This window comes from Allokutzneria sp. NRRL B-24872 (genome assembly GCF_002155965.1).
Classification (GTDB): domain Bacteria; phylum Actinomycetota; class Actinomycetes; order Mycobacteriales; family Pseudonocardiaceae; genus Allokutzneria.
On sequence record NZ_MUMH01000020.1, the window covers coordinates 57,142 to 77,827 of the forward strand.

Here is a 20,686-nt window from a genome sequence, read left to right on the forward strand (position 1 = left end):
CCGATGTGATGATCAGCGCAACGACAACGGCCGAACGGGTGATCAAGTGCTGCTCCAGGGAACGGGCGAGGTGCGACCGTCCGGGCTGGAGCGCGCGCTGGTGGGCGGGGGCGTCGCCCGGTTCGAGGGCAGGCCGCCGACGCTGGAGGACTTCCGCGCGGCGATGCGCCCCCGGCTCGCCGAGTGGCCCAGCCTGGGACTTCCCGAAGCCGACATCACCACGCACGTGCGGCAGTGGGTGTGCCGGACCGGCACCGGGCTCAACGCCGCGGTCGAACAGGTCATGTCGGTCAACCTGCGCACCGAGCGGCCGCTGTGGGAGCTGTGGCTGATCCGCGGCTACGCCAAGGACGAGTGGGCCGTCGTGCTCACCACGCACTCGGCGCTGCTGGACACCGCCTCGATCATCCACGTGGTGACCGGTCTGTTCGACCCGGTGCCGATCCCCCGCCAGCGCGGGCGGCGCGATCCCCTGCTCTCCGCCACCGACCGGACCACCCGGGGTTGGCTGCCCGCTCAGCACCGGCCGCTTCCCTTGGCGCGCAAGGCTTTCGCCCAGTTCGACGGCTCCGGCGAGCGGCAGTTCTTCTGGGCAGCCGCCGACCGCGAGCGGCTCGACCGGATCGCCGGGCGGAACGGGCTCACCGTGAACGACGTGTTCCTGGCCGCGCTGACCACCGCGATCCGGGAGTGGCGGCACACCCCGTGGGAGCGCGGGCTGCCGTGCCCGGTGTGGACGGTGGTGCCCGGTGTCGACCGGTTGGTGCTGCTGCCGTGCCACGAGCCGGACCCGGCGACGCGGCTGGCCGTGATCGGCGCGGCCACCTCCCCCGACGGCGACGGCGGCCGTCCGTCCTGGTTCGCCCAGCGGTCCAGGCGGATCGGCCTGGTCGCGGGCAGCGTGCCCGGCTCGGACCGGGAACTGGCCTTCCAGGACTGCCGGATGCGCCAGCTGGCCCCGCTCGGGCCGCTGCCGCGCGGGCACTGGCTGAGCGCGTACCTGGTGGACAACGCGGGCCACGTCGGTGCCGGGTTCGTCATGGACCGGGCCGTGCGGGACGGGGCGCAGCTGTGCCGCCTGTGGTCGCTGGCGCTGGCCGAGCTCGACGAGATCTGCTGACACCCGATCACCAGATGTCGTAGACGAACACGCCCAAGAATCCAAAAGAAGGATGATCGGCAGCGCCGTCACGGCAACACAAAAAATCATCACCGCAGAAACACGATTGTTTCTCTCACACATTTAGATTATTCCTCCACAACCCCGCTGACCTTCGAGGTAGACCAAGGACACGCTCGGAACGGGCGCTGGGTTGCCTCGAATTCCAGGTTTCACCGGGCGCCGAACAATCGCATCAAAAATGACTTCGGCCGGTAGCGTGCCCGCCGTGTCGCAAAAGATCGCGTCGTCCCGCACGCGCATTTCCGCGCTGGTGGCGGGCGTCGTCAGCGTGCTCTCCGCGCTCTTGGTCCCCCTGGCCCCGGTAGTCCAGGACGTCGCGACGTTCTCGTGGCCGGTCGCGGGCTCGGCCAAGCCCGTCCACCTGCTGCTCTACCCGTACCAAGCGGCGGAGCTGAGCGCCACGTTCTCGTGTTCCACCCTGGCCGAGGCCGCTCGGCGAGGTGGGCGCGAGATCGTGCTGAGCACCACCCCGGACACCGACGCCGGGCGACGCGACGGGCTGGTCGTCGAACTGGACGGCTCCGCGCTGACCATCACCAACCGGGGCAGGACGGTGCACCGGGAGCAGGTCACGGGCTCGACCTGCTCGTGGCAGGTCTCCGCAACGAGCGAGCGGACCGTGGTGTCCAAGGACGGCAAGCGGGTGGCCGGAGCGGACTCCGACGTCCGGCCGCACGTGCTCGGCGTGTTCTCCACCCTGGACGGGAAGGTTCGCGACCTCACCGGGCTCGGCGTGCGGGTGGTCAGCGACACCCGCTTCCAGACCTCGCCGTCGGTGTGGAAGTACGGACTGATGGTGCTGTCCGTGCTCGCGCTCGCCGTGGCACTGCTCGCGCTGCGGCGGATCGATCGCGAGTCCGGCCTGCCCGTGCGGCGAATCCTGCCCCGCGGGTTCTGGCGCCCGCGCCCGCCGGATCTCGTCGTCGGTGGCGTGCTCTCCGCGTGGGCGTTCATCGGTGCTCTCACCGTGGACGACGGTTACATCCTGACGATGATCCGCGCCAAGGAGACGAGCGGGTTCGTCGGGAACTACTACCGCTGGTTCAACGCGCCGGAAGCACCGTTCGACTACTTCTACGAGCTGTACCACGCAATGACCAGGATCAGCGATTCGCTGCTGTGGTTGCGATTGCCTTCGGTCGGCCTGGGGATCGTTGCCTGGCTCCTGTTGAGCAGGCTGGTGCTGCCACGCGTGGTCAAGTGCTCGCCATGGCTGGTGTGGGCTGCTGCGGCGGTGTTCCTGGCGTGGTGGCTGCCCTACAACAACGGCATCCGCCCGGAGCCGTTCATCGTGGTCGGCACGCTCGGGGTCTTCTGCGCCGTGGAACGGGCTCTTGCCACCCGCCGATCACTGCCGCTCGCAGTCGGCCTGCTGATCGCGGTCGCGGCGGTGGCGATCACCCCGACCGGCGTGATCGCGTTCTTGCCGCTGCTGACCGCGCCCCGTGAACTCCTGGGGCTGGTGCGGCGCCGCCTTCCGCTGCTGGTCGTGCTCGGCGCGTGCGGGTCGTTCGGGCTGCTGCTGATGTTCTACGACCAGACCTTCAGCGCGGTCATGGAGGCCACGCGGGCGCGGAGCGCGATCGGACCGAGCTTGCGGTGGGACCAGGAGATCCAGCGCTATTCCAGGCTGTTCGAGCCGGGCTACGTGGAGGGGTCGGTCGCGCGGCGCACTCCCGTGCTGCTGTTGGCGCTGTCGCTCGCCCTGGTCACCGCGGTCCTGTTGCGCGCGAAGAGAATTCCGGGCGTGGCGAGCGGCCCGACCCGACGGTTGCTGCTGACGACCGCGTTGGCACTGGCGGCGATCGCGCTGACGCCGACGAAGTGGACGCACCACTTCGGCGCCTTCTCCGGGCTCGGTGTCGCCGTCGTCGTGCTCGGCGTGTGGGTGCTGGCCGCCCCGGCGTTGCGGTCGGCGAAGGCTCGTGGGATCGCGCTCGGCGGTGTGATGGTGGTGTTCGCGATCGGGCTCAGCGGCATGAACGCGTGGTGGTTCGTCTCCGCTCCGGACGGCCTGTGGGCTGAGCAGCGGCCGAACGTCTTCGGCGTGCGCCTGAACACCGTGTTCTTGGTGGTCGGCCTGCTGATCGCGCTGTTCGCGGTGGTCAAGGCAGCTTTGCGGGGCACGGAGCGACCGAGCAGGCTGCCCGGCCCCGCGCTGGTGGCGGCCCTCGGTTGCGCGGCCCTGGTGGTGCTCCAACTCGGCACCTTCGCCGCAGTGACCGGCGCACGCGCGAACACGTACTCCGTCGCGAAGCAGAACGCCCGGAGCGTGTTCGGCGAGGACTGCGGGCTCGCGTCCGCGTTGAAGATCGAGCCGAAACCGGAACTCGGCATCCTGTCCTTGTTGCGCGGCAAGGAAGAACTCGGCCCGTTCAGCGCACAGGGCGGCTACGACCCCGCGTTCGGCCCGCCGTACCTGTTCGACCGGCCCAGCACGGGTGTGCCGGTGTGGGGCAGTCGCGTGGACGGGGATCGCACAACCGGCACCGCGACCACCGGCTGGTACCGCGTCGAGGACTCGTTGCGCAGGGGCGACGCGCCCTTGGTGATCTCGGTCGCCGGGCGGCTGCACGACGGCAACGAGCTGGCGGTGGAGTTCGGCGACTCCCGGGGACGGCCCGTGCGCCGCATAGTGGTGGACGAGTTCGCCATGCGCGACTTCGACTCCGACGACCCGACCGTGCGGCGACTTCCCACCGATACTCCACAGTGGAGGGACGTGCGGCTCGACGTGCGGGACGCGGTGGCCGGCGCCGACTCCATCCGGCTGGTCGCCACCGACGGCTCCTCCGGAACGGGCGGCTGGCTGGCGTTCACCCCGCCGAAGGCACCTGTGCTGGTGCCGATGCGGGAGGTCGTCACCGACACCGACCCCACGATCGTCGACTGGCCGGTCGCGGCCGTGTTCCCGTGCAACCGGCCGGCCTCCCTCGCGCTGGGCGCGGTCGAGCTCCCCCGCTACCGGATCGCTCCGGGTGGTGTCACGAGCGGGCTGGCCGGCATGAGCTACGCCGCGGACAGCGCCGGCCCGTTCGCACCGGTCACCGCGGTCGCGACGCAGACACCGCTGCCCACGTACCTGGTCAACGACTGGCGGCGGGACGTGGTGGTCGTGCACCGGATCGAGCAGCGGCACCCCCTCGGCACTCCTGCCGTACAGCTGAGCCGGGTCCTCGCCCCGGGCCTGAGCGGGCGGGGCAGGCTCAACACCCCGGGCGTGGACGACCCGCTGACCACCAGGTGACGGTTTCTGCGTTCCGCGAAATATTGCGCGCCGCGCAAAAAGTCTGTGTACTCTCCCCGCCATGGGTCTGCGGGAGCGCAAGAAGCTGGCGGCACGCGCCGCGCTGAGCTGGGCAGCGCTGCGCCTCGCCATGGAGCACGGCCCGGAGAACGTGCGGGTGGAGCAGATCGCGGCCGAGGCGGGGGTCTCGCCGAGGACCTTCAACAACTACTTCTCCTCGAAGGAGGAGGCGATCTGCGCGATCGGGCTCGACCGCCAGGAGCGGGTGCGCGCCGCGCTGCTGGAGCGCCCGGCCGAGGAACCGCTGTGGGAGGCGGTGATCACCTCGGTGCTGGAGCAGTACGAGGGCGAGCCGGACCGCGAGATGGTCGCCAGGGTGCGGATGCAGATGTGCCACCCGTCGTTACAGGGCGAGCACCTCAAGGCCCGGGCGGAGATCGAGCGCGTGCTCGCCGAGGGCATCGCCGAGCGGATCGGCACCGATATCCGAAGTGACATGTACCCGAGCCTGGTAGCCGCCGCGGTGTCCAGCGCGACGCGGGTGGCCATGAACCACTGGCTCAACTCAGAACCCCCCGCGGAACTCCTCTCGACCTTGACCGAGGCACTGCGCTCACTCGCCGCGGGCCTGCCGCAACCACCACGCCGAAAGAAGCCCTCGTGCTGACCAAGCTGCTCCGCGCGCATCTGGGTGCCTACAAGCGGCCCCTGCTGCTCGTCGCGTTCTTCCAACTGGCCCAGACGCTGGCCGCGCTCTACCTGCCGACGCTCAACGCCGACATCATCGACAACGGCGTGGTGAAGGGCGACACCGGCTACATCCTGCGGATCGGCTTCGTCATGCTCGCCGTGTCCCTGGTGCAGATCGTGTGCTCGCTCATCGCGGTCTACTACGGCGCCCGCAGCGCCATGGGGCTCGGCAGGGACATCCGCGCCGCGGTCTTCCACCGGGTGCAGGACTTCTCCGCCCGCGAGGTCGGCCAGTTCGGCACGCCGTCGCTGATCACCAGGACCACCAACGACGTCCAGCAGGTGCAGCTGCTGGCGGTGATGGTGTTCACCATGGTGGCCTCCGCGCCGATCATGGCCGTCGGCGGCATCGTGCTCGCGCTCGACCAGGACGTGCCGCTGTCCAGCCTGCTGCTGGTCGCCGTTCCGCTGCTGGGCGTGGGCGTCGGCCTCATCATCGCCAAGATGCACCCGGCCTTCCGCTCGATGCAGACCCGCATCGACGGCATCAACCGGGTGCTGCGCGAGCAGATCACCGGTATCCGCGTGATCCGCGCCTTCGTCCGCGACACCCACGAGCGCGAGCGCTTCACCGGCTCCAACAGCGAACTGCTCACCGTGTCGCTGCGCGTCGGCAAGCTGACCGCGCTGATGTCGCCGGTGGTGATGCTGGTGTTCAACGCCTCCAGCGTCGCCGTGCTCTGGTTCGGCGCCGGGCGGATCGACAGCGGTGCCATGCAGGTCGGCGCGCTCACCGCGTTCCTGTCCTACCTGATGCAGATCCTGATGTCGGTCATGATGGCCACCTTCATGTTCATGATGCTGCCGCGCGCGCAGGTCTGCGCCGAGCGCATCCAGGAGGTGCTGGACACCTCCCCCAGCGTCGTGCCCGCGAAGAACCCGGTGCGGCTGCCCGAACCCCGCGGCGAACTGGAGCTGCGGAGCGTGGAGTTCCGCTACCCCGGCGCGGAACAACCGGTGCTGCACGGCATCGACCTCCTCGCGCGGCCCGGTGAGACCACGGCGATCATCGGCGGTACCGGTAGCGGCAAGACGACCTTGCTGAACCTGGTGCCGCGCCTGTTCGACGCCACCGCGGGCACCGTTCTCCTCGACGGCGTCGACGTCCGCGACTTGGACGCCGACTCGCTGTCCTCGGCGATCGGCATCGTGCCGCAGCGCGCCTACCTGTTCTCCGGCACGATCGCCTCGAACCTGCGCTACGGCAATCCCGACGCGACCGACGACGAGCTGTGGCACGCCCTGGAGATCGCTCAAGCCCGCGACTTCGTCGAGCAGCTGCCGGAACGGCTCGAAGCCCCGATCGCGCAGGGCGGCACCAACGTCTCCGGCGGTCAGCGCCAGCGGCTGGCCATCGCCAGGATGCTGGTGCACCGCGCGCCGGTGCTGCTGTTCGACGACTCGTTCTCCGCGCTGGACTACGCCACCGACGCGGCCCTGCGCGCGGCGCTGGCCGACGAGACCGCCAACTCCACCGTGGTCATCGTCGCCCAGCGCATCAGCACCATCCGGCACGCCGACCGCATCGTCGTCCTCGACGAGGGCCACATCGTCGGAACCGGCAGGCACGAGGAGCTGATGGGCTCCTGCGAGGTCTACCGCGAGATCGTGCTTTCCCAGCTCAGTGAGGCGGAAGCGGCATGAGCACCACGACCAACTCCCGACCGGCGGGCCCCGGCGGCAACGCCATGGCGCGGATGATGGGCCCGCCCACGTCCAAGGCCACCGACTTCCGCGGTTCGGTCAAGCGGCTGCTCAAGCTGCTGGCGCCGTTCCGGCTGTCGCTGATCGGCATCCTGGCCGTCGGCGTCGTCAGCATCGCGCTGACCGTCGTCGGGCCGCTGATCCTCGGCAGGGCCACCGACCTCATCTTCTCCGGCGTGGTCAGCAAGCAGTACCCGGAGGGCCTCGACAAGGCCCAGGTGCTGGCGCAGCTGCGCGCGGAGGGCAACGACACCCTCGCCGACACCTTCTCCACGCTCGACCTGCGGCCGGGCCTCGGCGTCGACTTCGGCGCGGTCGGCCAGGTGCTGCTGCTGGCGATGGTGCTGTTCCTGCTCTCCTCGCTGTTCGCGCTCGTGCAGGGCAGGCTGACCGCGCGGGTGGTCCAGCACGCCGTGTTCGACCTGCGCGAGCGCGTCGAGGCGAAGTTCGCCAGGCTGCCGCTGAGCTACTTCGACAAGCAGCCGCGCGGTGAGGTGCTGAGCCGCGTCACCAACGACATCGACAACATGTCCACCTCGATGCAGCAGACGCTGGCGCAGATGATGACCTCGCTGCTGACCATCGTCGGCGTGCTGGTGATGATGCTGGTGATCTCGCCGCTGCTGGCGCTGGTCGCGCTGGTGACGGTCCCGCTGTCGGTGCTGGTCGCCGCCAAGATCGGCAAGCGGGCGCAGCCGCAGTTCGTGAAGCAGTGGGGCACCACCGGCAAGCTCAACGGGCACATCGAGGAGATGTTCACCGGGCACGGACTGGTCAAGGTCTTCGGCAGGCGCAAGGAGGCCGAGCAGACCTTCAAGGAGCACAACGACGACCTCTTCGACGCCGCGTACCGCTCCCAGTTCATCTCCGGGACGATCCAGCCCGCGATCATGTTCCTGAGCAACATCAGCTACGTGCTGGTCGCGGTCGTCGGCGCGCTGCGGGTGTCCTCCGGCGCGATCTCGCTCGGCGACGTGCAGGCGTTCATCCAGTACTCGCGGCAGTTCGGCCAGCCGCTGACGCAGATCGCCGCGATGGCGAACCTGTTGCAGTCGGGTGTGGTCTCCGCCGAGCGGGTGTTCGAACTGCTCGACGCCGAGGAGCAGAGCCCCGAGCCCGCCGAGCCGGTGCGCCAGGCCGCGGTGCGCGGGCAGGTGGAGTTCCACGACGTGTCCTTCCGCTACGAGCAGGACAAGCCGCTGATCGAGAACCTGTCGCTGAGCGTGCGGCCGGGGCGGACCGTGGCCATCGTCGGCCCGACCGGCGCGGGCAAGACCACGCTGGTCAACCTGCTGATGCGCTTCTACGAGCTCGACGGCGGGCGGATCACCCTCGACGGCGTGGACATCGCGGACATGACCCGCGAGGACGTGCGCGCCAAGACCGGCATGGTGCTCCAGGACGCGTGGCTGTTCGGCGGCACCATCGCCGACAACATCGCCTACGGCTCCCCCGGCGCGACGCGCGAGCAGATCGTGGCCGCCGCCGAGGCGACGCACGTGGACCGCCTGGTGCGCACGCTGCCCGACGGCTACGACACGGTGATCGACGAGGAGGGCGACAACGTCAGTGCGGGTGAGAAGCAGCTGATCACCGTCGCGCGCGCGTTCCTGGCCGAACCCGCGATCCTGATCCTCGACGAGGCGACCAGCTCGGTGGACACCCGAACCGAGGTGCTCATCCAGCGCGCGATGAACGCGCTGCGCGAAGGCCGCACGAGCTTCGTGATCGCGCACCGCCTGTCCACGATCCGCGACGCCGACCTGATCCTGGTGATGGAGTCCGGAAGCATCGTCGAGCAGGGCTCGCACGCGGAACTGCTCGCGGCCGGAGGCTCCTACGCGCGCCTCTACGCCGCCCAGTTCGCCAACCCCCTCACCACCGCGGAGGCCTAACGCCGAGTGCAGTGGAAGGCCGTCACGGGTGGGAGGTTGGCCCAGACCGTGCGGCCACGGCGCACCTCGCCGAAGGTGTCGGCGAGCAGCGCCGCGAACTCCCTGCCGCTGTCGGTGCGCGCGCGGTGCACCGACAGCAGCGTGGCGAAGGAGCCGTCGGGGTGCAGCACCTTGGCGATCGCCGCGAGGGCCGCGCGTTGGTCCTCGCGGCGCATCACCGTCCACGGCAGCGCGCTGACCACTGCGTCCACCCGCTCGACCTGGTGCTCGTCAAGAATGCGGGGCAGCTCCACGGCGGACTCGCAGACGACTTCGACCCGGGGTGACGCAGTCCGGCGCAGGCGCGCGGCGAACCCCTCGTTGATCTCCACCGCGAGCAGGCGAGAGGAGACGGGCAACGCGTCGTCGAGTGCGCGGGTGATCACTCCGGTGCCCGCGCCCAGCTCCACGACGGTGTCCGTGTCCTCAGCACCGATGCCGTCGAGCAAGGCCGTTGCGCAGCGCCGGGTGCTGGGCACGAACGCGCCGGTGCTCACCGGCCTGCGCAACGAGCCGAGCACGAACGGGACGAACTCCCAGGAACGGCTCATTCCTGTGCAGTTCCCCTGGCCCTCGGGCGGAAACATCGCCGCGCCCGAGGGCCAGAACTAGGTGCGGGTGAAGATCCAGCGCGTCGCACCGCGCGGCTCGGCGTTGGCCACTCCGACAGCGTCGTGGAGCGCGAGGCGGTAGAGGTGCCACGGCGCGGGCCCGGCGCTCGGCGCGGTGAAGGCAGCGGTGAGCGCGTCCCCTTGGACGGTGGCGGGCCAGCCGCTCGCGCGGTAGACGGCGGCCACGCGTTCGAGGGTCGCGGAGTTGGTGACGCGGTGCGCTTCTCCGTTGAGCACCAGGTCGATTCCGCGCAGCCGCACCGAAACGCTGCACGCGGGGTTCTCCGAGGGCGTCATGCGCGCGGCTCCACGGCAGCTCGGCACTGCCTGACTGGTCGAGGTTGCGGGTCGCTTTCGCAGTCGTACCCGCGCATCGAACGGGCCGGGCCTGGTTGGACACCCTCGCCGAGAAAATCGTGAAAGTCGTGCGCCGGTCAGCGGGTTGCCGCACCGCACGGCGGCTCGTGATGAGGACATATGACCACAATGCCGCGCTCCGCAGCCGTCGCAGGCACCGCCGCCCTCATTCCCTTGTCCCCGCACCAGTTCCGCCGTGTCGAGCCGGTGGACGCCGGAGGAGCTGAAGGATCGCAAGTACCGCGCCGCGAACCCCTAGCCGCGCAACGCCGACAGCGCGCACAGAGCCGCCCAGCCAGCCGCGACGCCCGCCGCCTTCCCGCGCGCACGACGGTCCGGCAGCGTCAGACCGAACACGAGCGCGTCGGCGGCGTCGCTGGCGACGCGGGTCAGCACGGCCACGCGCTGGGCTCGGCCGGGCGGAGCGAACAACATCGCCGCGCCGATCGCGGTGTCACGCATGCCGATCGCGGTGATCAACGTTCGCACGGACGCCGTGACGTCCCCGCTGGGCGTGGTCAGGCCGCAGGGCTTGGCCAGCACCTGGGGGCGCACGGCGGTCGCGATCCCATAGGCCGCGGTCGCCGCGCCGAGCACCCGAGTCAGAGCAGACATGCCCGCAGAGGTACCCGGCGCCCCGCGACCGAAACGGGTCGGCGTCAGGTCGCGGCGGCGATCACCCTGGTCAGCGCCTGGTGGAGGTTTTCGAGCTCGTCGAGCGGGATGCCGAGCCGAGCGACGACGGCGGGCGGGATCTTCTCCGCTTCGGCGCGCAGCTCCCGCCCGGCGGCGGTGAGCGTCACGGCGAGGCTGCGCTCGTCGCGGCTGTCCCGCTCGCGCCGCACCAGGCCACCGGCAGCGGCGCGTGCTGCCACAGCGCGAGCATCACCAGGTACTGCGGGTGTGTCAGCCCCATCGGCTCCAGCAACGGCCGGTAGATCGCCACCACCGAGCGCGACGCCACCGACAGGGCGAAGCACACCTGCCGCTCCAGTTCGAGCGGGTCCGTCTGCTGAGTCACACGGGAGAGCCTACCAATGATTGGTACACTAACCATTGGCGTGGCAATCATCAGGACAGAGGAGACCCCGTGCGACGACCGAACCCGGTGTTGTGGCTGTGGTACGCCTTCGGCGGCAAGCTGCCCGCGCGCCACCGCGACTGGGTGGTGCACGACCTGACCTGCCGGACCTGGTTCGCCCGGCACGTGCTGCGGTCGCTGGTCCTGGTCTCCCCCGTGCTCGCGCTGCTGTACCTGGTGTTCGGCGTGGCGCTGGCGGGGCCGGGCGAGGTCGTGCTGCTCGCGCTGGTGCTCGGCATGATCGTCGGCGTGTACTACTCGCTGTCCTACGCGCCGGAGAACGCCGACACGCGGCTCACCAAGTACGGCTTCCCGCGCGGGCACGCCACGAACACGCGCCGCGAGCGGGAAGCCAGGTCAGCGGCGGCCTCGGTGGCAGAACGCGCCGCGCGGGCCTCGGCGCGCGGCTCCGGAGTTGACGCGTAAGGCGGGCGCCAGGCGCCACAACCGCGCGTCGATCTCCGCGTCACCCATGGCCAGTACGAGGACGTCGGTCTCCACTCCGGCCATCGCGAGCACGCCATCGGGCGCCTCGTCGCCGAGCGCGGCACGGAGGTGCTCGGCGAACTGCTCGCGGTTCCACGGCCCGGCCTCCATGGACCGCACGACCGCCCCGTCTCGGGCGAGCGCGTCACGCAGGGCACCGGTCAGGGGCTCGTCGGCGCAGTCGGCGGCGGTGACCACGAGCCACGTGCCGGACTCCGGAGTGCCGCGCCACAGCTCGCCCTGCGGCCGCGACGGCACCGTCACGTGCTGGAACGGGTAGGTCGGCAGGTCAACGCGGCGCGCGCCGGTGCCGGCGAAGAACTCCGCCCAGTCGAGCTCGACGCCTCGGTCGTGCAGCTGCGCGAAGCCGGTCACCAGCGAGCGCGCCTCCGCCTCGTCCGGGTGCAGCAACGCCACGCGCGCGGTGCTCGGCGCGGTGCCGAAGGCGATCTCCGGCATGGTCGAGAGCACCGCGAGCGGTCCGAGGTCCAACCGCGACAGCGGAACGACCTCCGAGTCAGCGGCGAGCACGCGCACGCACGCCTGCGCCAAGGACAGCTCGCCCGTGCAGTACGCGGCGCTGATCTCGCCGACGCCACGCCCTTCGACGCGGTCCAGCAACAGACCCCAGTGCTCAGCGAGCCGGTGCAGCGCTACCTCGACGGCGAACGTCGCTGCGCGCTCGTAGTCGGCCTCGGGCTCCTCAAGCTCGAAAACGACGTCCTGCACCGGCTGGTCCAGCAGCGCGTCGAACTCCGCGCAGACCTCGTCGAAGGCCTCGGCGAAGACGGGGAACTCCGCGTGCAGCTCGCGCCCGAACGCCGGGGGCGCCTCACCGGTGCAGAAGTAGCTCGGCGAGACCTGGCCCGCCCTGGTCACGTCCAGCTCGCTCGCGGCGATGGCGGTCAGCTCGTCGAGCACTTCGTGCCGGTCGCCCACCACGGAGATCCGCAGCGGCAGCGCGGCGCGGCTCGTCGCGAGCGAGTAGGCGGTGTCGGTGAGGTTGGTGTCCTCGTCGGCTTCGAGGTGGTCGAGCAGCCGCAGCACCTGCGCGCGCAGTCCCGCGCGGTTGGCGGCGGAGAGCAACAGCGGCGTGTCGGGCAGCTCGACGGCAGCGCCCAGCTCGACGGAGCTCCGCACCGGCTCCAGCACGAGGGAGGCGCCGGTGGCTCCGGGCGGCGAGGAAATGCCCACCACGCCAGGGAGATCCGGGGTCAGCGCGTGCAGTCCGGCCAGACCGTCCACTTCGGACGGATCGAGGCCGGCGACGCGCAGCGCGGCGTCGTTAGCGCGCTCTACCGTCGAACCCACCGCGCTCGCGATGATCACGGCGACGACGGGGTGGCCGTGCCGGCGAGCGTCGGAAAGGCGCTCCAGCACCAGCATCGCCGCGCCGTCGGTCGTGGTCGCCCCGCCCGCGATGGCGAGCTCGCACTCGTCCTCGCGCAGCGCGCGGGCGGCCATGTGCACCGCGATCAGCGGCGTGTGCGCCGTGTCCACGGTGATCGCGGGCCCGGCCAGCCTGAACGCGCTCGCCAGCTCCGCGCCCGCGCAGCCGTACGCGCCCGTGCGGCCCTCGCGCGCCGTGGTCGGATCGAGGCCGCCGCGCTCCAGGACCTCCCACGCCAGCTCCAGCGAGACCCGCCTGGCGGCGTCGAGGTCCGCGGCGTCGATCCCGAACAGCGCCGAGTCGAACCCGGGCTGCCCCGCGCCGGGCTGCCTGTGCGCTACAGACACGATCGCGATCCGCTCGTCCCGTGCGGACATGTCGTCCCCTTTCTCGACGACCCCGAGGGCCGTCAAGCACGCCGGCGACACGCGGTCGGTGCCGAGCACGCCCCCAAGCGCGCGCGGCACCACCGAACCTAGGGACGGTGGCACCGAAAGCCGACCCCTATCCCCGTCGAAGACCCCCAGATCCGCACAGGGGTGCAGGGATTGACTTCCCGCGCCGCGCCCGTCATTCCGCCCCAGGAATGGTTCGCCGGTACTTCGGAACGGGAACTTACCAGTGCCGGGCCCGCTCGCTTCGCCTGGAATCAGGAACTTCACACCGTACTCAGCCGCCATAGCGGCAAGCCATAGCTCTATCCTATCGCTCCACCTAGAAAGCCTGACGCTGCCGTGAAGCGGGGGTGAATTTTCCCCCTTCCCGTCCCGTTTTCACAACCCGAGCAGGGATCACGAAAAGAACACACGACAATGATCGAGTAATGAAACGGCCCCGTTTCCCAGCCGGGTCCAGCGGGAATCGGGTCGCCGGTGCCGCGAGGCCCGCGCGGTTAGGCTCGGACGGCGGAGGGCACTCCGAGCGCGAAACGATCACCGAAACACGGGGGTTCCTCGGATGCCGACGACGTTGCCGGGACGGGTCACCGCGTGCCTGTTCGACATGGACGGGGTGCTCACCAGCACCGCCGAGCTGCACCGCAAGGCGTGGAAGCAGGTCTTCGACGAGTTCCTGGCCGCGCGCGAGGGCCCGTCGTTCACGCCGTTCAGCGAGCAGGACTACCTGGACCACGTCGACGGCAGGCCGCGCCGGGACGGGGTGCGCGCGTTCCTGGCCTCGCGCGGGATCACGCTGCCGGAGGGCGGGCCGGACGACCCGCACGACCTGGCCACCGTGCACGGGGTCGGCAACCGCAAGAACGACCTGATCGAGAAGATCCTGGACGAGGAGGGGGTCACCCCCTACCCCGGCTCCGTGCGGTTCGTGAAGGCGGCTCACGAAGCCGGGATGGCGCTGGGCGTGGTGACCTCCTCGGCCAACGGCGAGCGCGTGCTGGCGGCGACCGGGCTCGCGCCGTTGATCAGCGTGCGGGTGGACGGCGTGGTGATCGATCAGGAGGGCCTGCGGGGCAAGCCCGCGCCGGACTCGTTCCTGGCGGCGGCGCGCCAGCTCGGCGTGGAGCCGTCGGCGACCGCGGTCTTCGAGGACGCGCTGTCCGGCGTCGAGGCCGGGCGCGCCGGGGGCTTCGGCTGCGTGGTCGGCGTCGACCGCGCGGGGCAGGCGGAGGCGCTGCGCGCGCACGGGGCCGACATCGTCGTGAAGGATCTTGAGGAGCTGCTGTGAGCGACCGCCGACGTAATCTTCCGCGCGGAGGCGAAATGGGATACAGCGTGGACCCGTGGCAGTTGGCCTGGCGTGGGTTGGACGTTGGCAGCCTTGATCGCACCGAATCGAGCTTCGCCCTGTCCAACGGGCACATCGGGCTGCGCGGCACGCTGGAGGAGGGTGAGCCGCGGGGACTGCCCGGCACCTACCTCAACGGCTTCTACGAGGAGCACCAGCTGCCCTACGGCGAGGGCGGCTACGGCTACCCCGAGGCCGGGCAGACCGTGGTGAACGTGACCGACGGCAAGATCATCCGGCTGCTGGTCGAGGACGAGCCGCTGGACATGCGCTACGGCCGCGCGCTCTCGCACGAGCGGGTGCTGGACTTCCGCTCCGGCACGCTGCGCAGGGAGACGGAGTGGGAGTCGCCGACCGGGCGGCGGGTCACCGTGCGCACCGAGCGGCTGGTGTCCTTCACCCAGCGCGCGGTCGCCGCGATCCACTACGAGATCGAGCCCGCCGAGGACATCCAGCTCGTCGTGCAGTCGGACCTGCTGGCCAACGAGCCGATCGAACAGCGCTCCGGCGACCCGAGGGTGGCCGCCGCGCTGGAGGACCCGCTGGTGGCCGACTTCGCGGCGGCCACCGGTAGTCGGGCCGTGCTCGCGCACCACACCAGGCACTCCGGGCTGCGGATGGCCGCCGCCATGGACCACACGGTGCACACCAAGGACAACCTGCGCACCGACGTCCACGCCGAGGACGACCTCGCGCGCTTCACCGTCGCGGTCGACGTGCCCAAGGGCGAGCGGCTGCGGCTGACCAAGTACCTGGGCTACGGGTGGTCGGCGAACCGGTCCGTGCCCGCGCTGCGCTCCCAGGTCGAGGCGGCGTTGGACGGCGCGTTGCAGACCGGCTGGGAAGGACTCCTCGCCGAGCAGCGCGCGTTCCTCGACCGGTTCTGGGCTGCGGCGGACGTCGAGATCGACGGCGACGAGCGCGCGCAGCAGGCGATCCGCTTCGCGCTGTTCCACGTGTTGCAGGCCGGGGCGCGCGGGGAGACCCGCGCCATCGCGGGCAAGGGCCTCACGGGTCCCGGCTACGACGGGCACGCGTTCTGGGACACCGAGATCTTCGTGCTGCCGTTGCTCACCTACACCGTTCCGGAGGCGGCGCGCGACGCGCTGCGCTGGCGGCACTCCACTTTGGACAAAGCGTTGGAGCGCGCGCAGCAGCTCGGCCAGCGCGGCGCGGCGTTCCCGTGGCGCTCGATCAACGGCGCGGAGTGCTCGGCGTACTGGCCGGCCGGAACGGCGGCTTTTCACGTCTCCGGCGACGTCGCCCACGCGACCGCCCAGTACGTCGCGGCGACCGGCGACGAGGACTTCGAGCGCGAGTGCGGCGCCGAGCTGCTGATCGAGACGGCGCGGTTGTGGGCGGCGCTCGGCCACCACGACCCGCAGGACGGCTTCCGCATCGACGGCGTCACCGGCCCCGACGAGTACAGCGCGGTGGTGGACAACAACGTCTACACCAACCTGATCGCGCAGAAGAACCTCCGCGAGGCCGTCGCGGCGTGCGAGCGCCAACCCGACGTGGCGCGGCGACTCGACGTCTCCGGGGACGAGGTCGCGGAGTGGACCACGGCCGCCGAGCGGATGACCATCCCCTACGACAGCGCGCTCGACGTGCACGAGCAGTCCGAGGGCTTCACCGCGCACGCGGAGTGGGACTTCGCGGGCACGCCGGAGTCCGGTTACCCGCTGCTGCTCAACTACCCGTACTTCGACCTCTACCGGAAGCAGGTGATCAAGCAGGCCGACCTGGTGCTCGCGATGCACCTGCGCGGCGACGCCTTCACCGCTGAGGAGAAGGCGCGCAACTTCGCCTACTACGAGGCGCGGACCGTGCGGGACTCCTCGTTGTCCGCCGGGACGCAGGCGGTGCTGGCCGCGGAGATCGGCCACCTCGACCTCGCGTACTCCTACCTGCTCGAAGCGGTGTTCACCGACCTCGACGACCTGCACGGCAACTCCCGCAACGGCCTGCACATGGCCTCGCTGGCGGGAGCGTGGACGGCGGTGGTCGCGGGCTTCGGCGGCATGCGCGACCACGGTGGAAAAGTGACCTTCGCGCCGAGGACCCCGCCAGCGCTCAACCGACTTTCTTTTCGAATCCGCTTGCGGGACACCAGGTTCTGCGTCACGGTCGACCGCGACAGTGCCACCTACCGCGTCGACTCCGGTCCACCGCTGCACACCTCGCACCACGGTGAGGCGATCGTGGTGGAGACCGGCTCGGAGGTGACGCTGCCGATCCCACCCGCACCCGAGCCGCCGAAGGTGAGTCAGCCGGAGGGGCGCGCACCCCGAGGACGCACATGAGCACTATGCCGATCTGCCTCACCTGCGGCACCCAGTACGCCGCCCCGCGCCCCGACTGCCCGATCTGCGAGGACGAGCGCCAGTACGTCCCGCCGAGCGGGCAGGCGTGGACCGACTTCGCGACGCTGCGCGCGGGCGAGCACCGGGCCGCCGTGCGCGAGCAGGGGCCGGGGCTGATCGGCATCGGCAGCGAACCGCGCTTCGCGATCGGGCAGCGCGCGCTGCTGGTCAGGGCTGAGTCCGGGAACGTCCTGTGGGACTGCTCCGCCTACCTCGACGACGAGGTCGTTGAGCGGGTCCAGGAGCTCGGCGGCATCACGGCCATCGCGATCAGCCACCCGCACTACTACACGACGATGGTGGAGTGGGCGCACACCTTCGACGTGCCGATCCACCTGCACGAGAACGACAAGCAGTGGATCGGTCGGCCCGACCCGGCCGTCGAGCTGTGGAGCGGCACCACCAAGCAGCTCGCCGACGACCTGACGCTGATCAACCTCGGCGTGCACTTCGCGGGTGGCACCGTGCTGCACTGGCGCGACGGGGCCAACGGCGCGGGCACCCTGCTCACCGGCGACATCGTGCAGGTCATCCCCGACCGGAACTACGTGGGCTTCATGTACTCCTACCCGAACCTCATCCCGGAGCGGCCGAGCGTGGTGCGCCGCGCGGCGGAACTGCTCGCGGACTACCGCTTCGAAACGATCTACGGAGCGTGGTGGGAGTCGGAGGTGCCGCGCGATGCCGAGGAGGTCGTGCGGCGCTCGGCGAAGCGCTACCTGGAGCACGCCCGCGACTGATCAGCGCCTGGTCAGCGCGGGTTGGACGCCGAGCATGTCCGAGTAGATCTCGATCTTCTTCTCGATGGCGGCCAGGTGCGCGCGCTGCTCGGCGAGCGAGGCGACGATCTTGTCCCGGTGGTCCTCCAGCAGGCCGAGCCGGGCCCGCTCGTTGCCCTCGCCCGCGCGCACCAGGTCGGTGTACTTCCTGATCTCGCCGATCGACATGCCGGTGCTGCGCAGCCGCAGGATGAACTCGATCGCGCCCAGGTTGCGGTCGCTGTAGCGGCGACGGCCCGACGGCCCGCGCTCGATGTGGTCGAGCAGACCGGCGCGCTCGTAGTAGCGCAGCGTGTGCGTGCTGACCCCGGCGGCAGCGGCGGCCTCGCTGACCGTCAGCGCCCCGTGCGATTCGTCCATGCCAGCATCTTCACCGTTGGAGTGCACTCCAAGTCAAGCGTTGGTGAACCTGAACCGCATCATCCTGCCCATGTCGCGCAGGACGGGGATGGCGGAGAACAGCCTCATCCCGATCCGCGAGGGCAACGACAGCAGTTCGGTCCCGGGAACGTCCACGCTGCGCAGGGCGTCCACGCAGGTCAGACCGGGGTGCAGGCGCTCGATCTGACGCGGGTCGTCGATGCCCCAGTGCAGTGTCGAGCCCGAGTTGCGCACGGCGGGGATCATCTTCTGCGTCCGGATGCCCAGCGAGCTGAAGCAGTCGAAGAGCAGTTCGCCCGAGGGGAAGCGCTCGGTGACGCGGCGGATCAGCTGGGTGCCCTCCTCCTCGCGCAGGTACATGCTCAGCCCCTCGAAGACGACGAGCACCGGGCGGTCGTCGGGCACCCGCTCCAGCCACGCCGCCTCGGTCACCGAGGAGCCGATCATCGTGTAGTCGCCGGGCGGGGTCGGCAGCAGGCGCTCGCGCAGCTCGACCACGTCGGGGAAGTCCACGTCGAACCACCGCGCCGACGGCGGGGCCAGCCGGTGCACGCGCGTGTCCAAGCCGCACGCGAGGTGCAGCACCGTGCACTCCGGCGTCGCCGCGAGGAACTGCCGCGCCCAGTCGTCCAGCGTCTTCGCCCGCAGCGTGACGCTCACCGACCTGCTCGCGGTGATCCCGGTCTTGCGGAAGTCGTAGTCGATGCGCCGCACCGCCTCCGCCGAGACCGTGTCACCGAGGACCGGCCGCGGCAACGCGCTGTCCAGGGCTCGGCCGTAGAGCGTGGCCAGCATGGTCTCCTGCGTCCCGGTCAGCGTGATCTTCTCGCGGTCCATGGCGTCAAGCTACACCTGCTTCACAAAAGCCTGAATGTTCAATAGCGCTGCGCGTACCGGGTGGGCGGTTCGCCGAACATGGCCCGGAAGTCACGGACGAAGTGCGCCTGGTCGGAGTACCCGAGGTCGGCGGCCAGCACCGCCCAGTCGATCGGTTCGCCCCGCGCCAGCCGCTCGGTCACCTCGTGCAGCCGGTAGCGCCGGATCACCCACTTCGGCCCGATGCCGACGTGCTCGGCGAACAGCCGTTGCAGGGCCCGCACGTTCGTGCCGAGCTCCCGCGCGAGCGCGTCCACCCTGGTGATCCCCGGCTCCGCGATGATCTTGTCGACCACCTCGGCGGCGTGCTGGGCGCGCGCGTCCGGCTCCGGCAGGTGGGCCCGGAGGAACGCTTCGACCGCTGGCACGTCCGGCTCGTTCGGCAGGCCTGGGAAGAGCTCAGCCGCGTCGACCACGCGGTCGGTGATCGTGCTGACCGCCGCCCCCAGGAACGGCCGGAACATCCCTGGCCGAAACGCCACGCCGAGCACTCCCCCGCTCCCGTCGAGCACCTTGACCTGGTGCCCGCTGGCCACGCCGTTCACGCTCGCGCGACCGTTCTGGAAGGTCAGGTGGACGTTGGGGTAGGGAACGATCAGCTGCCGGTACGGCTCGTCGTACTGCCACGACACCACCCAGTACCGCGCCACGTACGGCGCCAGGTCCGCGGACGGCCCCGGAAAGGCGTGCCGCTGGTGCTTCACCCACGCGCCGCCGAGCCCGCGCGCGTCCCTGCTCATGACGCGCAGCCTATGTCGCCTTTGTTCAAGACACCCGCCGACCGCGCGGGTTTGCTCTCCTGTCATGAGCGACCTGATGGCCCGCGCCGCCGCGCCTTTCCTGGAGATCGTCGGCTCCATCCAGCCCCACAACCTGGCGGCTCCCACCCCGTGCTCCGAGTTCGACGTCCAAGCCCTCATCGACCACCTCCTCCACTGGGCCCCGTCCCTGGAAGGCGCCGCGCGCAAGGAAGCCGTCCCTCCCGGCGCGATCCCCGGCCCGTGGCCCGAGGCTCTGCGGACCCAGGTCGCCCGCACCCTCACCGCGTGGCGCCCCGCCTCCGCGTGGGAGGGAATGACCACCATGGGCGGCTCTTTCGAGCTCCCCGCAGATTTGGTCGGCGGAATGGTGATCGGCGAGTTCGTCCTGCACGGATGGGATCTCGCCCGCGCCACCGATCAGCACGCCGAATGGGACCCAGATGTGGTCTCCTACGTTTACGGCGAGGTCGCTCGGAGCGCGGACCAGGGTCGCTCGATGGGCGTCTACGGCCCCGAGGCCTCCGCTCCGGAGAATGCGTCACTTCTGGAGAAAGCTCTCGCGTTGAGCGGCCGTTCCCCATCGTGGAGTACGTGATTTTCAGAACGGCGCCGGTTCCGCGATCGGCACCGGATGAACGTCCTCGGTCTTCCCGCTCGGCGTGGTCCAGGCATGCGCCCCGTCCTCCTGGTTTTCACACTTCCAGTTCGAATGCGTCTTCATCCGGTGATGCCGACGGCACTTCGGCCTCAGGTTGTCCAGCGTCGTGTTCTCCCCGTTGTAGCGACGACAATGATCAAGATCGCAGCGATGTGCGGGCTGATTGCAACCGATCGCCATGCAGGTGGGATACCTGGCCGCGATCAACTCTCGCTGTTTCGCGGTGGGCCGGTAGACATTGCTGATCTCCTCCGCCGCCCCCGTCACCGGGTCAGTCAAGATCCGCTTCCACACCCCACCCGCCGCGATCTCCCTCGCGATGGGCGCGGGGATCGGACCGTAGCCACCGAGGATCGCCGGGTCCTGGGTCAAGCCGAGG

18 protein-coding genes and 1 pseudogene are annotated in these 20,686 nt (G+C 70.4%); 10 read left to right on the forward strand and 9 right to left on the reverse strand.

Going from position 1 to position 20,686, the window contains the following annotated elements:
- Window positions 1–46: 46 nt before the first annotated feature.
- The 5 genes from CCN37_RS06180 (at window position 47) to CCN37_RS06200 (ending at window position 8,779) form a co-directional block, all read left to right on the forward strand.
- On the forward strand, window positions 47–1,120 hold the full coding sequence (locus CCN37_RS06180) for a wax ester/triacylglycerol synthase domain-containing protein (RefSeq protein WP_086819686.1): 1,074 nt from the start codon (window positions 47–49) through the stop codon (window positions 1,118–1,120).
- A 268-nt stretch (window positions 1,121–1,388) separates the two neighbouring features.
- A complete protein-coding gene (locus CCN37_RS06185) occupies window positions 1,389–4,430 on the forward strand; it encodes an arabinosyltransferase domain-containing protein (RefSeq protein ID WP_168200537.1) in 3,042 nt (1,013 codons plus the stop codon).
- Between the two features lie 61 nt (window positions 4,431–4,491).
- A complete protein-coding gene (locus CCN37_RS06190) occupies window positions 4,492–5,097 on the forward strand; it encodes a TetR family transcriptional regulator (protein ID WP_086819688.1) in 606 nt (201 codons plus the stop codon).
- Window positions 5,091–6,824: an ABC transporter ATP-binding protein gene (locus CCN37_RS06195; RefSeq protein WP_086819689.1), complete on the forward strand. Its 1,734-nt coding sequence runs from the start codon at window positions 5,091–5,093 to the stop codon at window positions 6,822–6,824. The genes CCN37_RS06190 and CCN37_RS06195 overlap by 7 nt, the downstream gene beginning before the upstream one ends.
- Window positions 6,821–8,779 carry an ABC transporter ATP-binding protein gene (locus tag CCN37_RS06200; RefSeq protein ID WP_371503668.1) on the forward strand — a complete coding sequence of 653 codons (1,959 nt, stop codon included), beginning with the start codon at window positions 6,821–6,823 and terminating at the stop codon, window positions 8,777–8,779. Before CCN37_RS06195 ends, CCN37_RS06200 begins: the two co-directional genes overlap by 4 nt.
- On the opposite strand, the gene CCN37_RS06205 is transcribed toward CCN37_RS06200, so the two are convergent.
- The 4 genes and pseudogenes from CCN37_RS06205 to CCN37_RS06220 form a co-directional block, all read right to left on the reverse strand.
- Entirely contained in the window at window positions 8,776–9,369 is a 594-nt protein-coding gene (locus CCN37_RS06205) for a class I SAM-dependent methyltransferase (protein WP_168200538.1), read from the reverse strand. The genes CCN37_RS06200 and CCN37_RS06205 overlap by 4 nt on opposite strands.
- Before the next feature lie 57 nt (window positions 9,370–9,426).
- The gene (locus CCN37_RS06210; protein ID WP_246842842.1) at window positions 9,427–9,726 is read right to left on the reverse strand and encodes a pyridoxamine 5'-phosphate oxidase family protein; all 300 of its coding nucleotides are present in this window, start codon (window positions 9,724–9,726) and stop codon (window positions 9,427–9,429) included.
- A 315-nt stretch (window positions 9,727–10,041) separates the two neighbouring features.
- Window positions 10,042–10,401: a hypothetical protein gene (locus tag CCN37_RS06215; protein ID WP_086819691.1), complete on the reverse strand. Its 360-nt coding sequence runs from the start codon at window positions 10,399–10,401 to the stop codon at window positions 10,042–10,044.
- Between the two features lie 44 nt (window positions 10,402–10,445).
- A pseudogene (locus tag CCN37_RS06220) lies at window positions 10,446–10,843 on the reverse strand (MarR family winged helix-turn-helix transcriptional regulator).
- Window positions 10,844–10,876: 33 nt separating this feature from the next.
- On the opposite strand from CCN37_RS06220, the gene CCN37_RS06225 reads away from it, so the two are divergent.
- Window positions 10,877–11,293, forward strand: coding sequence for a DUF5313 family protein (locus CCN37_RS06225; protein ID WP_086819692.1), 417 nt, complete (start codon window positions 10,877–10,879; stop codon window positions 11,291–11,293).
- Here the strand turns inward: CCN37_RS06225 and CCN37_RS06230 are convergent.
- Complete coding sequence (locus tag CCN37_RS06230; protein ID WP_168200539.1) at window positions 11,225–13,120, reverse strand: beta-ketoacyl synthase N-terminal-like domain-containing protein; 1,896 nt, start codon at window positions 13,118–13,120, stop codon at window positions 11,225–11,227. The genes CCN37_RS06225 and CCN37_RS06230 overlap by 69 nt on opposite strands.
- Window positions 13,121–13,700: 580 nt before the next feature.
- Here CCN37_RS06230 and CCN37_RS06235 point away from each other — a divergent pair.
- The 3 genes from CCN37_RS06235 to CCN37_RS06245 are packed head-to-tail and all read left to right on the forward strand — an operon-like array spanning window position 13,701 to window position 17,592.
- Window positions 13,701–14,426: an HAD family phosphatase gene (locus tag CCN37_RS06235; protein ID WP_086819694.1), complete on the forward strand. Its 726-nt coding sequence runs from the start codon at window positions 13,701–13,703 to the stop codon at window positions 14,424–14,426.
- 35 nt (window positions 14,427–14,461) lie between these two features.
- Window positions 14,462–16,792: a glycoside hydrolase family 65 protein gene (locus CCN37_RS06240; RefSeq protein ID WP_086819695.1), complete on the forward strand. Its 2,331-nt coding sequence runs from the start codon at window positions 14,462–14,464 to the stop codon at window positions 16,790–16,792.
- Window positions 16,789–17,592, forward strand: a complete 804-nt coding sequence (locus CCN37_RS06245) for an MBL fold metallo-hydrolase (protein WP_086819696.1) — start codon at window positions 16,789–16,791, stop codon at window positions 17,590–17,592. Before CCN37_RS06240 ends, CCN37_RS06245 begins: the two co-directional genes overlap by 4 nt.
- On the opposite strand, the gene CCN37_RS06250 is transcribed toward CCN37_RS06245, so the two are convergent.
- The 3 genes from CCN37_RS06250 to CCN37_RS06260 are packed head-to-tail and all read right to left on the reverse strand — an operon-like array spanning window position 17,593 to window position 19,628.
- Window positions 17,593–17,991, reverse strand: a complete 399-nt coding sequence (locus tag CCN37_RS06250; protein WP_086819697.1) for a MerR family transcriptional regulator — start codon at window positions 17,989–17,991, stop codon at window positions 17,593–17,595.
- A gap of 33 nt (window positions 17,992–18,024) precedes the next feature.
- Entirely contained in the window at window positions 18,025–18,849 is an 825-nt protein-coding gene (locus tag CCN37_RS06255; protein WP_086819698.1) for a class I SAM-dependent methyltransferase, read from the reverse strand.
- A gap of 38 nt (window positions 18,850–18,887) precedes the next feature.
- Complete coding sequence (locus CCN37_RS06260; RefSeq protein ID WP_086819699.1) at window positions 18,888–19,628, reverse strand: helix-turn-helix domain-containing protein; 741 nt, start codon at window positions 19,626–19,628, stop codon at window positions 18,888–18,890.
- Window positions 19,629–19,692: 64 nt separating this feature from the next.
- On the opposite strand from CCN37_RS06260, the gene CCN37_RS06265 reads away from it, so the two are divergent.
- Window positions 19,693–20,244 carry a TIGR03086 family metal-binding protein gene (locus CCN37_RS06265; RefSeq protein WP_086819700.1) on the forward strand — a complete coding sequence of 184 codons (552 nt, stop codon included), beginning with the start codon at window positions 19,693–19,695 and terminating at the stop codon, window positions 20,242–20,244.
- Between the two features lie 3 nt (window positions 20,245–20,247).
- Here the strand turns inward: CCN37_RS06265 and CCN37_RS06270 are convergent.
- The coding region (locus CCN37_RS06270; RefSeq protein ID WP_210407892.1) for an HNH endonuclease signature motif containing protein at window positions 20,248–20,686 on the reverse strand (439 nt) is incomplete at its 5' end.